This is a genomic window from Lacrimispora sp. 38-1, assembly GCF_049890855.1.
Taxonomy (GTDB): domain Bacteria; phylum Bacillota; class Clostridia; order Lachnospirales; family Lachnospiraceae; genus Lacrimispora.
Window position 1 is genome coordinate 66664 of record NZ_JBANEW010000003.1, and the last position, 16387, is coordinate 83050.

Below are 16387 nucleotides of genomic sequence, written 5' to 3' on the forward strand. Positions count from 1 at the left end.
TCACGGATAATAATAATATAGAATTTATAATAAAATAAGATTATTAAATGACAGGAAACATAAGAGGAGAAAAAATATGTTTGAATTTTTAAAAAGAAATACAGGAAAAGTAATTCATGTAAATGATTTAGACCCACTCATTGGCAGCATTGAGTTAATAGATATCCGGGAGCCCTATGAATTTAAAAGCCAAACCATGAGAACAGCGAAAAATATTCCCATGGGCAATTTACTAAATAACCCGGAAAAATATTTAATGAAGGACAAGACCTATTATCTCATGTGCCAGTCCGGTGCAAGAAGCAGACGAACCTGCGGTGCTCTTCTGAAAAAAGGATTTGATGTGGTGAATGTGGCGGGCGGAATGGGCTCCTACGTTGGTACAAAGAGAAAATAAAATAGTCAGTCCCGGTTCCATGATCAGGGTATCCCTAATGGAACCGGGACTTTTTTTGCCTGTCTCAAGAAAAATCCCTTCTTTTAATCCCCCGGAAAACATCATATAATGAAAATAAGTTTCATAGTTTTTAACACATATTGAAACTATAATACAAACCCGCTAGAATGAGTTCAATACAACTGTGAAGCACAGTGAACCCCTTCTGGCTTTTTAGAGAGGAACAGAGAATGAAAGGTCTACTTGTAAGAATCGATGATTATGTTCAAAATGCCGGAGAGGCTGAAAAACAACTCATAAGCAGGCTTCAGAGAAATCCGGAATCTGTGTTAAGAAAGACCATTAAGGAGATTGCGAAAGAAACCTATACATCTCCTGCCACCATTGTCAGACTGTGTAAAAAGCTGGGGTGTAAAGGTTATAAGGATTTTCAGAGTACTCTGGCCTATGAAGTGGCTTTGTTTCGGGAGAGCCGCGATATTGCGTTTCAGAAGATCACCCAGAAGGATACTGTGGAGGATATTATTTATAAGGTAACAAAGAAAAATATTGAATCACTGGAAACCACGAGAAAGCTTCTCGAGCCTAAGATAATAACAGAGTGTGTAAAACTTTTGGAAACCAGCAGGACAGTCTCCCTGTTCGGACTTGGAACCTCTCTTCTTGTGGCGAGGGACTTATATTTAAAGCTTCTCAGAGCTGATGTGATCTGCAGTTTATGTGATGACTGGCATGCCCAGTTTTTAACAGCCAGGAATTTACGGGATGGTGATGTGGCAATTGTGATCAGCTATTCCGGTCTTACGGAAGAAATGCTTCAGTGCGCCAAAGAGGCTAAGGCTAATGGTGCAAAGGTGATTGCCATAACGAGAGCGGTTGAGTCAAAGCTTGCGGCGGAAGCGGATTTCGTTCTGCCTGTGGCTGCAACGGAGCTCATTCACAGAAGTGGGGCCATGTCTTCCAGGATCTCACAGTTAAATGTGGTAGATGTGTTGTTTACCGCTTATGTAAACCGCAATTACGAGTTCTGCATGAATCAGTTCGGCAGAACCCATATACAGAAAGACGGAGGAACTTAAAAGATGATTGATTTATCAAAACTGACAACTGAGTCAAGAAATCCGGATACCATGAGTCTGGATGAGATGACCCCTATAGAAATCGCCCGGATCATGAACCGGGAGGATGAAACTGTGATAAAGGCAATAGAGGAAGTCATTCCCCAGATCGCCCAGGCCATCGGGTGGGCAGCCGAAAGCCTGAAAGCAGGCGGCAGAATCATCTATGTGGGCGCAGGTACTTCGGGAAGGCTTGGAGTACTTGATGCTGTAGAATGCCCGCCCACCTTCGGCGTGCCGCCCCAGATGGTTGTGGGACTGATTGCAGGAGGGGAAAAGGCCTTTGTGGAAGCGGTGGAAGGTGCGGAAGACAGCGAGACTCTGTGCGAGGAGGAATTAAAGTCCATAGGTTTGTTAAAAGAAGATATCGTAATCGGTCTGGCTGCATCCGGCAGAACGCCCTATGTGATTTTCGGACTCCGTTATGCACGTTCCATTGGCTGTAAAACTGTCGCCATTTCATGCAACAGGGATTCCGCCATCGGAAAGGAAGCAATGCTTGCCATCGAACCAGTTACAGGACCGGAGGTACTTACCGGCTCTACCAGACTGAAGGCAGGTACTGCGCAGAAAATGGTTTTAAACATGATATCAACCGGCAGCATGATCGGAATCGGAAAGGTCTATCAGAATTTAATGGTAGATGTCAGACAGAGCAATGAAAAGCTTGTGGTGAGATCACAGAATATCGTAATGACAGCAACGGGCTGTGAAAGAGAGGAAGCAAAAGCGGTACTGGAACAGGCAGACGGCCATGTGAAAACAGCCGTGATTATGATTTTATCGGACTGTAATGCGAAAGAAGCAAGAGAAAAGCTGTTAAAAGCAGGCGGGAATGTCCGTCAGGCTTTGAAATAGATTAAGAAAGGGGGTTTTGGTCTGCCAGTTAAGCCGAAACTATGAAATAATAATTAAAAGGAGGAGAACAATGGATTACAAGCAAGTCAGTGAAGAACTGTTATCACTGTTGGGAGGGAAAACCAACATCACATCCAATGCTGCCTGTATGACCAGGCTTCGCATCGGAGTGAAGGATTTATCAAAAGTGGACTTAGAACAGTTAAAAAGGGTGGAAGGTGTACTCGGGATAGTGGAAAGCAATACCCTTCAGATTGTCTTTGGTCCTGGCAAGGTAAACAAGGTGTTAGATGAATTTTATAAGCTTACCGGGCTGCCCAAAGGGCAGGCAGATGATGGGGAAAAGGGCGGGGATATACAGACAGTCACAAGAGAAAACAAAGAACTGCAGAAGGCAAAATATGATAAGCCTGTCCAGAGATTTTTAAAGAAAATCGCTAATATTTTCGTGGCACTGCTTCCTGGAATTATTGCAGCAGGTTTAATTAACGGTATCTGCAATGTTATCAATGTTTCCACTCACGGAGCACTGGCGGGAGTCTGGTGGTTCGCCTGTATCAGGACCATGGGCTGGGCTTTGTTTGCATACCTTCCTATTCTGGTCGGCTATAATGCAGCAAGGGAATTCGGCGGATCAGGTGCACTGGGAGCCATTGCAGGCGCTATGTCCATAGCCAATGCAGGTATGCCTCTTCTCGCAACGATTAATGAAAAGCAGATACTGCTGCCGATTACCAATGCTCCGTTTAACCCCGCTTCCGGAGGTCTTTTAGCAGCATTAATTGCTGGTATGTTTTTTGCAGAACTGGAGAAGCGGATCAGAAAGCACATGCCGGATTTAATTGACACCTTTATCAGCCCTCTTCTGGTGCTCATTATCGGTGGAATTGTAGCATTGTTAGTCATTCAGCCCCTTGGAGCAGGTCTGACCAAGGTCATCTTTGCAGTATTAAGCTTTGCATACGAAAAAATGGGGGTTGTAGGCGGCTATATTCTGTCTGCAGGCTTCCTGCCTCTGGTAGCAGTTGGACTGCATCAGGCACTGACGCCGATTCATGCCATGTTAAATGACCCCGCAGGTGCCACAGGCGGCATTAATTATCTGCTTCCAATCTTAATGATGGCAGGCGGCGGCCAGGTGGGAGCCGGTATTGCTCTTTATGTGAAAACAAAAAATAAAAAATTAAAAAGATACATAAGAGATTCCATTCCTGTAGGAATTCTTGGAATCGGAGAGCCAATGATGTACGCAGTTACCCTGCCTCTTGGCAGATCATTCCTTACTGCCTGTATCGGCAGCGGCTTTGGAGGAGCGCTGGCAGCACTTCTTCATCTGGGAACTGTTTCCCAGGGTGTTTCCGGTCTGTTCGGGCTTCTGATTGTAAAGCCAGGCCAGCAGCTGTCATTTATACTGGCTATGCTGGTTGCCTACGCAGGCGGATTTTTAGTCACTTACTTTTTTGGCGTAGATGAAAACAGAATCAATGAGGTATACGGAGAAGAATAATGAAAACCGGAATTTCCATCTATTTCTCCAGTGGTATGGAGAAGAATGAGTCACTGATTAAAAAGGCAGTAAAAAACGGAGTCACCTATGCATTTACATCTCTCCACATACCGGAAGAGACAGGAGTGGATTACAGTAAGAGCATCAGGCAGCTTTTAAACTGCTGCAGGGAAGAAAATTTAAACCTGATCGCAGATGTGGGACCAGAGACCTATGAAAAGCTTGGTGTTGGCAGCATGGAAGAGTTAAAGTCTCTGGGAATCACCCATGTGAGGCTGGATTATGGCTTTTCCCCCAGGGAAGTGGTTGAAATCTCCAAACATTTTTTTGTAGTTTTCAATGCTTCCACCATTATGGAGGAGGAGCTCTTGGAATGGAAACGGTATGGGGCAGATTTTACTAAATTTGCCGCCTGTCATAATTTTTATCCCAAGCAGTTCACCGCTTTGTCCTTAAAACAGGTGAAGGAAATCAATAATCGGTTAAAATATCTGGGTTTTACCACCATGGCATTTGTACCGGGCAGCTTAACGCTCAGGGGTCCGCTTTTTGAAGGTCTGCCTACAGTAGAAGAACACAGGAAACGCCGGGCTGAGGTGGCTTTCAACATGATGGAGCTTTCCATGGGCGGAGAATGCGATGTGGTGCTGATTGGAGATGTGGACATTAAAGAGAAGGATTGGGATGCGGTAAAATGCATCAGTCAGGGCTATGTGGAGCTGGAAGCTGACTTATTCCCAGGCTATGAATTTGTAAGAGATCAGATTCATCATGACAGACCCGATTCCAGCGAATATATTTTCCGCTCCCAGGAATCCAGATTATATAAACAGGATATTGAAGCGGAAGAGAATTCTTCAAAGACAATGGCTGGGGAAAGCGGGATGCTTTTCAGAAAAGCAGGAATCATCTGCATATCCAATAAAAAATATTTAAGGTATATGGGAGAGCTTGAAATTGCCCGTGTGGATCTTCCAATGGATGAACGTCTGAATGTAATCGGGCAGATTAATGAAAAGGATCTAAAATTTCTAACTTACGTTCAGAAAGGTTTTGGAGTGAAGCTGATCTAAAGGTAAGAATGTAAAATAAAAACCAGCCAGGAGAAAAAGGTGTTTCAAGCCTTTTATCTTCCGGCTGTTTTTTTGTTAAATCCTGGCGTCGATCAATGATTTCAGTGCCTCTATGCCATCCTGAATCTCTTTTTCGTTCAGATGGCCGTAGCCCAATAAAAGTTTATCCATATGACAAGTTTCATCGCTGCAGTACTGGGATATGGTCTGTATTTGAATACCGTTCTTTCTGCAGTCCCAAACAAAATCCTTTCCAAATTCCATTCCCGGAAATTCAAGAGCCACATGAAGTCCGGATTCATCGCCCCAGGCGCTGATCTGGTTGCCAAACGCCTCCCTTGCGGCTGCCAGAAGGGCTTTACGCTTCTTTGCATACACTCTGCGCATATGCTGGACGTGATGGTCCATTTTCCTGCTTTTTAAAAATTCCGTAAGAGCGATCTGCTCCAATACGGGATTTTGAACATCCAGATAGTTACGGTAATGCTTCCATTTTTTCTGCAGCACTTTTGGAAGCACGGCAAATCCAATTCTCAGGGCGGGAAATAAAGTTTTGCTAAAGGTTCCCACATAGATAACTCTGGAAGGATCCATAGAATAAAGAGGGGTTACCGGTGAACCGCTGTAACGGTATTCGCTGTCATAATCATCCTCAATAATATAGTAATCCTTTTCTGCTGCCAGACGAATCAGTGATGCACGTCTCACAGCAGGCAGAATACCGCCCAGGGGAAACTGATGGGATGGGGTAACATATACGGCTGATAAATCCATCTTTCTGATCCACGATTCATCAGCTCCCTGCCGGTCTGCAGGCATGAAGAACAGGGGATAATCCCGGTCATTTATGACGGTGCGGATGCCTGGATGAGAAGGATTTTCCAAAGCAAAGGGCCGTTCTTTCTTATATAGAATATCCACCAGTAAATAGAATGCCTGGGTAGCTCCTGAGGTAATAAATATATCTTCCGGATTTACCTCCATGCTTCTGCTGCGCATCAGCCATCTGGAAATCTCTACGCATAAAGGTTCATATCCTTTTGGACCGCTGTATTCTAACTGGTGTGCAGGAAGACTGTTTAATGCTCTGTGAACCATCTGGCTCCATGAAGACCACGGGAAAAGTGACAGATCCGGCTGCCCCGTTTTGAAATTCCAATGTATCACCGGCTGCTCTTTTCCTGAATCCTGGGTGATTCCTGCGTTTCCCGGCATAATATGCAGTCCTTCAGTTACCCTGGAGGGAGCGCCCTGCCGGCTGACAATAAACCCTTCTGTCAGCAGCATGTCATAGGCTTCACATACAGTATTGCGGGAGGTTCCCAGCCCTTTTGCAAGTTCCCTGGTGGAGGGCAGTGGTTCGCCTGGAAGTATCTCTCCTGCGAGAATACGTTTTCGAAGGGAGAGAAAAATCTGGCGGGCCAGACTGATTTCACTGTTGGTGCGCAATTCAATTCCCCACATACTCTCTCCTTTCACTGGTCCATTGAAAATAAGTCTTAACTGGCTCTTACTAAAGCCAGTTCATTACGGTATCATTATAGCAAATATTTGATGTATTGCAATGCTGTGAGAAAGGACTGAAATGAAAAATATGATTATATTTGAAAAAGACATAGAAAAAGTTTATCCAGGTATCAATATGGGGATTCTCATTGTAAGGGGAATTTCGGAAAGAGCGGATTGTAAAAAAGAAGATGAAGCCACATTTTTGAAGGAACTGAAGAAGAAATATGAGGGGTTTACAAGAAAAGAGTTAAAGGAACAGAGTCCTGTTGATGCCTATGCAGCCTATTACAAAAAGTTTGGACAAAGTTATCACCTTCTGGCACAGCTTGATTCCATGTTAAAAGGGAAAAAAATATGCGATTCAAAGTCACCTCTCCTTCAGTCCATGTTTTTTAATGAGCTGGAGAGTATGCTGCTGACTGCCGGTCATGATTTAAACAAGCTGAAACCACCTCTCCGGTTGAATCTGGCAGCAGGAAATGAAGCTTACCAGTCTATATCCGGAAGAGATGTAACCGCTGCAGCAGGTGATATAATATTGAGTGACAGCGCCAGGGTGTTTTCCAGTATTTTGAAAGGACCCGACTATAATACAAGGATAACATCGGATACAAGCGATGTTCTGTTTATAATCTATGCACCTCCGGGAATCGGTACCCCTAAAGTCAGGACAGCGCTGAAAAATCTGGAAAAGAGAATCCGGGCATTTGCGCCGGATTGTAAAACGGAAATTCTTCAGGTTCTGGATGCCCAAACTTGTTAATAAATGGTGAATTTATCTGGCAGCGGTTGACAAATGATATTATATGGGTGATACTAATAGTAATCTTCAAGTATTGATAAAAATAATTCAATTAGGAGGTATGTTATATGAAATTATTCAGATGTACTGTATGCGGTTATGTTTATGAAGGGGAGACCGCTCCGGAAGTTTGCCCCAAATGTAAAGTGGGAGCAGAGAAGTTTGAAGAACTCAGCGAGGAAGATGCTGAAAAAATATACCGTTCTGACCGTACCAATGCCATTCACATGGAGATTATCACATTAGCAGAGAAGATGATCGCATTATGCAAGGAAGGAATTGAGGATAACCTTGATCCCAAATGCGTATCCGCATTTACACAGGCGAAGGATGAAGCATGGACTATTAAACAGAGATCCAAGACAGAGCTTGCAGGTCATATGAAATTAGGAAAATATTAGATAACAGACTGAGCTTAGTATATGCTGGTATTAAAATCCTGTAGATGTTGATAAAAATTTATTGACTATCTTGCATAATCCGGTATAATTATTTGTAAAGATACAAAGAAGTATTTGAATATGGACTGCTTCTTGTATAAGCTCATTAATATGGTTTGAGCGTCTCGACCAGGCAACCTTAAATTGCCCCAGGCTACATGAGCACAGACTGAACTGCCGCTTCAACAGAAGCAGTTGTTCTGGTGTGTGTTTCGTGTGCCTGGGGCTTATTTTTATCCAAAAGCCCGAAGAAATGCATGCAGACCAGCGGGAAAACAGGAATGTAAAGGAGTAAGGAAAGGTATGAAGAAAACGATTCGCTTCTTTCTGAATGGAAAATTGAAAGAAATTTCAGTCAATGGGGAAACAACAGTTTTGGAGCTTCTTCGCAGCCGGTTCCAGTTAAACGGAATTAAGGAAGGCTGCGGAGAGGGGGACTGCGGAGCCTGCACGGTAGTGATTGGGGAGGTAAGAGAGGGAAAGGTACATTATAAGTCAGCCGCAGGCTGTTTATACCTGGCAGCAAAGCTGGAGGGGAAGCATCTCATAACCATAGAAGGGCTTGCGCAAAAGGAAAAACTCCACCCGATACAGGAAGCAGTTTTAAATGCACATGCGACGCAGTGCGGATTTTGTACACCTGGTGTGATTCTGTCTATACTGGCTCTCTATCTGGAGAGGCCAAACCCTGGAAAAGAAGAATTCCGCAGATATTTAGAGGGAAATCTCTGCCGGTGTACGGGATATGCAGCGATTCGGAAAGTACCGGAATACTTAGAGGATTTAACCATTGATTCAGGAAATATACGTCCCTTTTATCTGGATCAGACCGAAGAAAAGCAGCTGGCTTTCGTCCATGAGGATATTTTTATTGATGATGGCGTAAATGCCTATTATTCCCCTGTTTCAGAGGAAAATCTGGAAGCCTTTATAAAAGATAACGGGGAACTTGTCTCCGGGAAGAACCTGCGGTTCTTAAATGGCGGAAGCGATGTTGTGGTAGGAATCAAGAAAAGAAACCAGCATTACAGGCTCCTTGTGGATATCAGCAGAATTTCATCTCTGCAGAAAATTTCATATGGGGAAAGTCACGAGCTGATTATTGGAGGCGGAGTTACCTTGTCTGCCATTATTGATACGGTAAAGCAATTATTTCCCCAGTTTTCTGATGCGGTCTCAGGCATGTGCTCCGAGCAGATAAGGTCCTCCGCCACGCTGGCAGGCAACCTTGTTAACGCCTCTCCGGTAGCAGATACAGTTCCTCTTTTAATGGCGATGAATGCAGTATTAACTATAAGAGGATGTGAAGGAACGAGGAGAGTCCCTGTCAGGGAGTTTTATCATGGCTATAAACAGACGGAAAATAAATCAGATGAATGGGTTGCTTCTATTTCTATTCCTCTGGGAGAGTATGATTTTATCCACTTTGAAAAAGTCAGCAAAAGAAAAGAAGTGGATATTTCCGCAGTTAATTCCGCCATTGCCTTAAAGACTTCAGATGGAGTTATTAAAAAGGCGTCCATTGCCTGCGGAGGAGTAGGTCCCACAACACTATTCATGCCGGAAACCTCTCATTATTTGGAGGGAAAGAGTATGACAGAAGAAACCTTTTTGGGAGCTTATGAGATAATTGGCAGAGAGGCAGCTCCGATTGGTGATGTGAGAGGCAGTGCAGACTACCGGAAAGCTGTGATGCAGAATCTTTTAATGAAACATTATCTGGCTTATGAAAGCAGTCAGGAGGCAGATGGTCATGAAGAATGAACAGATGGAAAAAAACAGCCAGTGGGGGCAGGCAGGAACTTCACCGCTTCATGTAAGCGGACGTGATCACGTAATGGGGCGCTCCCAGTTTATTGATGATATACCAAAACCCGGAAATCTGTTATTTGTAAAAGTTATGGTCAGTCCGGCAGCCAGCGGACGGATCAAAAAGCTGGATACTCAAAAGGCCAGTGAGATGCCGGGGGTGGCTGCTGTCCTGACTGCAGAGGATATTCCGGGAGAGAATCAGATCGGCGGAATTATCAGGGATGAGGTTTGTCTCGCTCAGGGGCATGTGCAGTTTGTAGGTGAACCTGTGGCAATCATCGCCGCGGAAAGCATGAAGGAAGCAGAGGCAGCTATGGAACAGATCCTCCTGGAGGTGGAGGAAGAAACTCCTGTGCTCACTGTAAGGGAAGCTGTCAGAAGAGAACAGTATGTAGGACCTGTGCGGAAAATAGAACACGGAGATGTAGAGGCCGTTTTTGCTGACTGCCCTTATTATATGGAAGGTGTGATCAGAAATGATGGCCAGGAACATTTTTATCTGGAAACACAGAGCACCCTTGCTGTCCCGGAAGATAACGGCGGAATTACCCTGTATTCCTCTTCCCAGAATCCCAACGAGATTCAGAAGATGGCAGCAGGTGTCTTAGGGCTGTTTCAGAATATGGTTACGGTAGATATTAAAAGACTGGGCGGAGGATTTGGAGGGAAGGAATCCCAGGCAACTTCCTGGGCCTGTCTTGCCGCTCTGGCAGCATATCATACCGGCCGTCCTGCGCTGGTCCATCTGACCAGAGATGAAGATATGCTTTCAACTGGCAAGCGCCACGCATTTGAAAGCGATTACCGGGCAGCGTTTGATAAAGAAGGAAAGATTCTTGCTTATTCCGTAGAGCTTAATTCCAACTGCGGGGCTGTTGCGGATGTGAGCACCTCCGTTTTAGAAAGAGCCATGCTTCATGCAGAGAACAGTTACCACATTGAAAATATCAGAATTATTGGAAGACCCTGCAAGACAAACTTACACCCGGCTACCGCATTCCGGGGGTTTGGCGGCCCTCAGGGAATATTCGCAATTGAAAGTGTAATTGAGAGAATTTCGTATACTCTTGGACTGGACCCATATGATGTGAGAATGAAGAACATGTACCGGAAGGGGGATATGGCCCCGTACGGGCAGGAAATTCATCATGGTGAGGACATTGGGAGAATATTTGAGAAACTGAGAACAGACAGCCGGTGGGATGAACGGAAAAAAGAGATTGCCGTGTTCAATCAGAATAACCGGTATAGGAAAAAGGGGCTTGGGATCACCCCAGTCAAGTTTGGAATTTCCTTTACTGCCGCCCATTTAAATCAGGGAAGTGCTTTAATTCACGTATATGTTGACGGTTCTGTTTCTGTGACCCACGGAGCAATCGAGATGGGGCAGGAGGTTAATACAAAGATTGCCCAGATCGCTGCAACCACTCTGGGAGTACCCATTGGATCAATCAGGATCGAAAGCAATAACACCAAACGGGTTGCCAACACCTCAGCGACCGCGGCATCCTCCGGCTGTGATTTAAACGGGCATGCGGTGGAGAATGCTGCTCTTAAGATTTTGGGAAGGCTGAAGGAACTGGTCTTAAAGCTATATCCGGGAGATGATGCGGTGTTTGAAAATGGTTTTGTATATCCGGTGCATGAGGGGAAGACAGATTATGAAAATCCGCTTATTACGTTTAAAGAGCTGGTCCAGAAGGCGTATTTCGAGAGAGTTGATTTATGCGACCATGGATTTTATGCCACTCCGGGCATTTATTTTGACAGAGACAAAGGAGAGGGCAATCCATTCCTGTACTATGTTTTCGGGGCTGCAGTTGCTGAGGTGACAGTGGATTTACTTACCGGCCGGACCACCCTTGATTCCGCCCATATCCTTCATGACTGCGCAAGCAGTATTAATCCCATGGTGGATATCGGACAGATTCAGGGAGCCTTTATTCAGGGTGTGGGCTGGGTAACAACGGAAGAACTGGTGTATCAGGAGAAGGGAAGGCTACTCAGCAGTTCACCGGCTACCTATAAGATTCCAACGATTGGTGATATTCCGGAGGAATTTCATATCGAACTGATGGAAGGCTGCATCAATGAACTGGGAATCAAACGGTCTAAAGCTATTGGAGAACCACCCTTTATCTATGGAGAATCCGTATTTTTTGCAATCACAGATGCGCTCTGCTCTCTGGGAAGCTATCCGGAAGAATTAAGCATACCGGCAACTCCGGAGAAAATCTGGAGGGAGATAAACCGGAACAAAAAGCAGTGAATGGAGTAATGATACTGAGCGGGAGAAAAGCATTTTATCAGCTTTTCTCCTGCTCTTTTAAAAAAAATTCAACTGTACTATTAAAGTAGAAAGCTGGGCAGATGAAGAAATCGGAAGAAGTAAAAAAATATATTGAGAATCTGATTGAAGAAGGAAAATTAAAAAACGGCAGCAGGCTTCCAAGCTGCAGAGAAACGGCGGCGGTGCTGGCGATCAATAAGATCACGGTAAACCGTGCGTACAGGGAACTTGAGGAGGAACATAAGGTTTATTCCATTCAAAGAGGTGGATTTTATCTGGCAGATTTTGATCTGGAGTCAGAACAGGAGAAGACCATCGTGGACTTCACAGTAGTAAAACCGGATAAAAGGCTTCTGCCCTACCGGGAGTTTACTCATGTCATGAATAAATCCACAGAGTTATATAAAACAAGTGCTTATGATTATGAGGAACCAAAGGGACTTATGAGCTTAAGAAATGTTCTTGCCAAATATCTGATGACTGGCGGAATTTATACCAGCCCGGAACAGATTCTGGTGACGAACGGAGCCCAGCAGGCGATTGGTCTTGCCCTTCAGTGTATCTTTCCGGACCGGAAGGGGAAGCTTCTGGTAGAAATACCAACTTACAGCCTGGCAATAAAGCAGGCACAGATGATGGGAATTACGATGATCGGAATTGAACGCACAAGTACAGGGTATGACTTTAAAAAACTGGAAAAGCTGCTTAAAGAGGAAGAGATACGCGCTTTTTATTTTATTCCCAGACATCATAATCCAACGGGATACAGTCTGAGCGAAAAGGATAAGAAAAAAGCTGCAGATCTTTTTAACACTCATTCCATTCTTTTGATTGAAGATGATTATCTGGCAGATTTAGGTTCGGGTAAGAATGCCATGCCAGTTCACTACTATGGAGACAAGGAAAAAGTGATATATATCCGGAGCTTTTCTAAGACTTTTATGCCCGGACTGCGGATTGGGGTTGGTGTATTCCCCAAATTTATGGCTGATGTAGCAGCAGAAAGGAAGCGGCTTACTGATTTAAACACGTCTAAACCATTTCAATATGCGCTGGAGCTTTTTATTGAAACCGGTATGTATGAAAAGCATGTTCGTAAAGTCAGAAAGATTTATTCTGAGAAAATGAAAAAAGCGTCAGCAATTTATAATTCTCTGAAGTCTGAGGATATGAACTGGCACATTCCGGATAACGGAATTTTTATATGGGTGGTTGATAATAGGGAGATAAATAGTTCTATACTGGAAAGTAACTTAAAAGAGCAAGGTATCATAGTTAAGAATGCGGAAGATTGCTTTCTTCCAGGTAATATAATTGAGAATGGTAACAGAAGGTGCTACCGGCTGTGTCTGTCAGGGATTAAAGGTGAGAATCTGGAACGGCTGTCAGAGGTAATAAAAGCATTTCAGCAAGCATGAATATGGCATTATAAACGAAATCAGGGGTATTTAAGGCATATTTACTTGAGTGAACAAAAGAAAATCTTTATATTTATGGTGTCAGGAGGTGTTTCTTTGAAGTTAATGCTGCAGCACAGAAGAGAGTTAGAGGAAACAGAGATAGAAATAAAATATCCAAACATGACAGAAAGAATTACAAAGCTGATTCAGCACATCAGACAATATGATTTCATGCTGGAAGGATTTAAGGAAGAAAAGGTTTATCAGATTCCCTTGGAACAGGTCTGTTATATTGAAACAATAGACAGGAAAACATTTATCTATTCAGACAGGAATGTTTACGAGACAAGAAAGACCATACAGGTAATAGAAAAAGAACTGGAAGGGACGACCATTGTCCGGATCTCCAAATCACTGCTTTTAAATATTACAGCCATTCATAATGTAAAACCCTATCCGAATCACCGGATCATGGTAGAACTCATGAATGGTGAGCATCTTCTTGTTTCAAGAAAATACATAACAGACTTAAAAGAAAAGATAAGGAGATAGTATGGCGCAAAAGGTATTAAAAACATATATTCCTGCAATTTCAATGTGTTTTACCGTTATTATACTGCTGGCAGGAATCATAAATTTAGTTACAGAGGAAAGGCAGAACTTTTTTATCACGTTTGCTTTTGAAGTAGCGGGATATTTAATTCTTACCTGTATTTTGGAGGAACTGACAGGCAGGTTTGATTATAAGACATATCTTGGCCATTTCCTGACTGAAACAGTGTTTCTGTATCCCATTACCATGTTCTTTGCTGTGAGATTTAAATGGATTGGTATCAATACAATTTCTATTGTATTATGCTCTGCTGTATATTTTTTTGTTATGGCTGCAAATCATCTTTATTTTTATTATATGGAAAAAAGCAATGCAGAAGAAATGAATCAATTATTGGAAGCGTGGAGAGATAAAAATGTTTGATACTTCGAAATTTCCTGATTCAACATTATTTTATATGTTTCATTTGGCTTTACTGCTTATGATAGCAGCAGAAGTGTTTATAGTTTTTTATACACATTCAAAAGACAGAGGTACGGAAAAAATTAATAAACGGGACAAAGGTACCAAATGGCTGCTGATAATTAACTTTTATGTTTGTATTTATTTGAGTTTTTTTATGGTTGGTCATAATGGCTGGGATTATATTCTCAATACAAAATTGCCGGCGGTGGTTATCTATCCTGGAGTGGCATTTATGCTGGCGGGAATTATGATCCGATTATGGGCGGTACTTACTTTAAAGAGATCGTTTACATTATCTGTGCAGACATCGAAAGAGCAGCATCTTATTACAGCCGGGATCTATGGAAAAATAAGAAATCCGGCATATACAGGCAGCCTATGCAGTCTGATTGGTACAGCGCTTGGACTCAGGGGTATGATTGCACTGGCTATTGTATTTATTTTTTCCATAGTAAGTTATTCTGCCAGAATCTTCGTTGAAGAAGAGGCGTTAAGGAAGCATTTTGGAAAAGAATTTACTGATTATGAGAAGCGTACCTATAGGTTAATCCCTTATATGTGGTAGTCGGGTTCCTCAAATAGTTCTTTTAACATATCAGCATCCGTCTTTCTTCTGCAGTATCCATACACAGGAAGAATGACAGGTGAAAGAAATGGCAGAGCCTTTAACCGTTTCTCTTCTTTTATTAATTTTTCCGGCAGCAGAGCGATTGTCCTGGTGGATGACAGCAGTGAGATCATTAGGTCCAGTGTGTCCACCTCGATCAGAGATAACTCACTTTTTTCCTGACTCAGTACCTGCAGGGTTAAATGGCGAAGGGGGCATAACTTATCCCTGCTGACAAAGACAGGTAAAACCTCTTCCGGAAGAATATTCAGGCTGGAGGATGCAGTCCATAAAAGGGGCTCCGATTTTTGAATCTGAAAAATTCCTGTTTCCGGAGTCTGCACCATATGAGTGATAATAATATCATATATCTGACTGTTAAAGTTACGGTTCAATTTTTTTACAGCATCAGTATGCATGGTAAAATGGCAGTTTTTTTCAAATAACCAGGGGAAGTACAGACGGGAAAGAAGCTGTGTGGAACCAATGCGGATTTCCGGGTTTTCTACCTGAAATTCCTGGTACAAACTCTTAAGTGTTTTTTCTGCCCTACTGGCATATTTGCAGAAACGTTCCCCGTCAGGAAGAATTTCCAGCCCGGATCTGGTGCGGAGAAAAAAAGTACCATGAAATTCCTTCTCAAGCTTCATAAGGCGGGTGGATACATTGGACTGGGTATAGTGAAGGAGTTCTGCAGTTTTAGTTATGGATCTGTTCCTGTATAATTCCATAAAGATAGTTATATCATTTAATTCCATACCAATCCTCCTTCTATATATCATTATGAATGATATTTAAATTCATCACTGATTATTATACTATTATTAAATGATAATGTAAAATGAAGTTATAAAAACATTTTGGAGGGATATATGATGATAGGAATGCAGTATGTAATAACACTTCCAGGCGATTACGATATGGATATTATCAGGAAGCGGGTGGCGGAAAACGGGAATAAGACAGATGGCTTTCCAGGTTTGAAATATAAATGCTATCTGATACGTGAAAAAGGGATTGGCGGTTTTGAACAGGCATATGCACCTCTTTATTTATGGTCTCAGGAAGAGGGCATGAATCATTTCCTGTTTGGCGGGTATTATGATCAGATCATAAGATCTTTTGGATGGCAGCATGTTAATATTGGCATACCGTTGTTTACTGATTTTAATGATCAGTTTATGAACTCCCGCTATGTGATTGAAATAACAGGCAGCATATCCCCGGAATTGTCTTTAAGTAAAGTTCCGGAGAGAATCAGACTGATGGCAGATGAGGAAAAGGGGATTACAGGGCAGGTATGCATATATAATCCTGATAAATGGAGATATAGCTTGTTTTCATTTTTGAAAGACCGCCCTCAAATTACAAAAGACAGTAGAGTCTATCAGATACTTCACATTTCAAAGGGATTGGATGATTAAAAAAGAATGTCAAAAACACTCCGCCTAAAATGAGCAGTGCGTTTTTGACATTTTTTCTTTTCGTTATTCCTGCTGGGAGGTCATTGACATTTGTCTGCTGATTCTCTAAAATAACAAGCGGGAGAGGAGTTT

16 protein-coding genes and 1 riboswitch are annotated in these 16387 nt (G+C 42.9%); of the genes, 14 read left to right on the top strand and 2 right to left on the bottom strand.

From position 1 onward, the window contains the following. Nucleotides 1-76: 76 nt before the first annotated feature. From V7D18_RS01235 to V7D18_RS01255, 5 genes are all read left to right on the top strand, one after another. Nucleotides 77-397, top strand: coding sequence for a rhodanese-like domain-containing protein (locus V7D18_RS01235; RefSeq protein ID WP_426150673.1), 321 nt, complete (start codon nt 77-79; stop codon nt 395-397). A gap of 230 nt (nt 398-627) precedes the next feature. Next, nucleotides 628-1476: a MurR/RpiR family transcriptional regulator gene (locus V7D18_RS01240; protein ID WP_426150675.1), complete on the top strand. Its 849-nt coding sequence runs from the start codon at nt 628-630 to the stop codon at nt 1474-1476. A gap of 3 nt (nt 1477-1479) precedes the next feature. Then, nucleotides 1480-2373: an N-acetylmuramic acid 6-phosphate etherase gene (murQ, locus tag V7D18_RS01245; RefSeq protein WP_426150677.1), complete on the top strand. Its 894-nt coding sequence runs from the start codon at nt 1480-1482 to the stop codon at nt 2371-2373. A 70-nt stretch (nt 2374-2443) separates the two neighbouring features. Then, nucleotides 2444-3880: a PTS transporter subunit EIIC gene (locus tag V7D18_RS01250; protein WP_426150679.1), complete on the top strand. Its 1437-nt coding sequence runs from the start codon at nt 2444-2446 to the stop codon at nt 3878-3880. Then, the gene (locus tag V7D18_RS01255) at nt 3880-4953 is read left to right on the top strand and encodes a MupG family TIM beta-alpha barrel fold protein (RefSeq protein ID WP_426150681.1); all 1074 of its coding nucleotides are present in this window, start codon (nt 3880-3882) and stop codon (nt 4951-4953) included. The genes V7D18_RS01250 and V7D18_RS01255 overlap by 1 nt, the downstream gene beginning before the upstream one ends. A 75-nt stretch (nt 4954-5028) precedes the next feature. On the opposite strand, the gene V7D18_RS01260 is transcribed toward V7D18_RS01255, so the two are convergent. Next, the gene (locus tag V7D18_RS01260) at nt 5029-6417 is read right to left on the bottom strand and encodes a PLP-dependent aminotransferase family protein (protein ID WP_426150683.1); all 1389 of its coding nucleotides are present in this window, start codon (nt 6415-6417) and stop codon (nt 5029-5031) included. 121 nt (nt 6418-6538) lie between these two features. On the opposite strand from V7D18_RS01260, the gene V7D18_RS01265 reads away from it, so the two are divergent. The 8 genes from V7D18_RS01265 (at nt 6539) to V7D18_RS01300 (ending at nt 14789) form a co-directional block, all read left to right on the top strand. Further along, complete coding sequence (locus V7D18_RS01265; protein WP_426150686.1) at nt 6539-7225, top strand: hypothetical protein; 687 nt, start codon at nt 6539-6541, stop codon at nt 7223-7225. A gap of 107 nt (nt 7226-7332) precedes the next feature. Next, on the top strand, nt 7333-7665 hold the full coding sequence (locus tag V7D18_RS01270; protein WP_117419922.1) for a rubredoxin-like domain-containing protein: 333 nt from the start codon (nt 7333-7335) through the stop codon (nt 7663-7665). 112 nt (nt 7666-7777) lie between these two features. Continuing rightward, a riboswitch (purine riboswitch) is annotated at nt 7778-7881 on the top strand. Between the two features lie 126 nt (nt 7882-8007). Beyond that, nucleotides 8008-9468: a xanthine dehydrogenase small subunit gene (locus V7D18_RS01275; protein ID WP_426150689.1), complete on the top strand. Its 1461-nt coding sequence runs from the start codon at nt 8008-8010 to the stop codon at nt 9466-9468. Beyond that, nucleotides 9458-11785 (top strand): xanthine dehydrogenase molybdopterin binding subunit, encoded by a 2328-nt coding sequence (gene xdhB / locus V7D18_RS01280; RefSeq protein WP_426150691.1) that lies wholly within the window; start codon nt 9458-9460, stop codon nt 11783-11785. Before V7D18_RS01275 ends, xdhB begins: the two co-directional genes overlap by 11 nt. 101 nt (nt 11786-11886) lie before the next feature. Then, the gene (locus V7D18_RS01285; protein ID WP_426150693.1) at nt 11887-13224 is read left to right on the top strand and encodes a PLP-dependent aminotransferase family protein; all 1338 of its coding nucleotides are present in this window, start codon (nt 11887-11889) and stop codon (nt 13222-13224) included. 105 nt (nt 13225-13329) lie between these two features. After that, entirely contained in the window at nt 13330-13758 is a 429-nt protein-coding gene (locus V7D18_RS01290) for a LytTR family DNA-binding domain-containing protein (RefSeq protein WP_426150765.1), read from the top strand. 1 nt (nt 13759) lies between these two features. Then, entirely contained in the window at nt 13760-14182 is a 423-nt protein-coding gene (locus V7D18_RS01295) for a hypothetical protein (RefSeq protein WP_426150695.1), read from the top strand. Next, entirely contained in the window at nt 14175-14789 is a 615-nt protein-coding gene (locus V7D18_RS01300; protein WP_426150697.1) for a methyltransferase family protein, read from the top strand. Before V7D18_RS01295 ends, V7D18_RS01300 begins: the two co-directional genes overlap by 8 nt. Here V7D18_RS01300 and V7D18_RS01305 read toward each other — a convergent pair. Beyond that, a complete protein-coding gene (locus tag V7D18_RS01305) occupies nt 14777-15589 on the bottom strand; it encodes a LysR family transcriptional regulator (RefSeq protein WP_426150699.1) in 813 nt (270 codons plus the stop codon). The genes V7D18_RS01300 and V7D18_RS01305 overlap by 13 nt on opposite strands. 114 nt (nt 15590-15703) lie before the next feature. Here V7D18_RS01305 and V7D18_RS01310 point away from each other — a divergent pair, with 114 nt between their 5' ends. Next, nucleotides 15704-16255, top strand: a complete 552-nt coding sequence (locus tag V7D18_RS01310; protein WP_426150701.1) for a DUF4865 family protein — start codon at nt 15704-15706, stop codon at nt 16253-16255. The last annotated feature ends 132 nt before the right edge of the window (nt 16256-16387 follow it).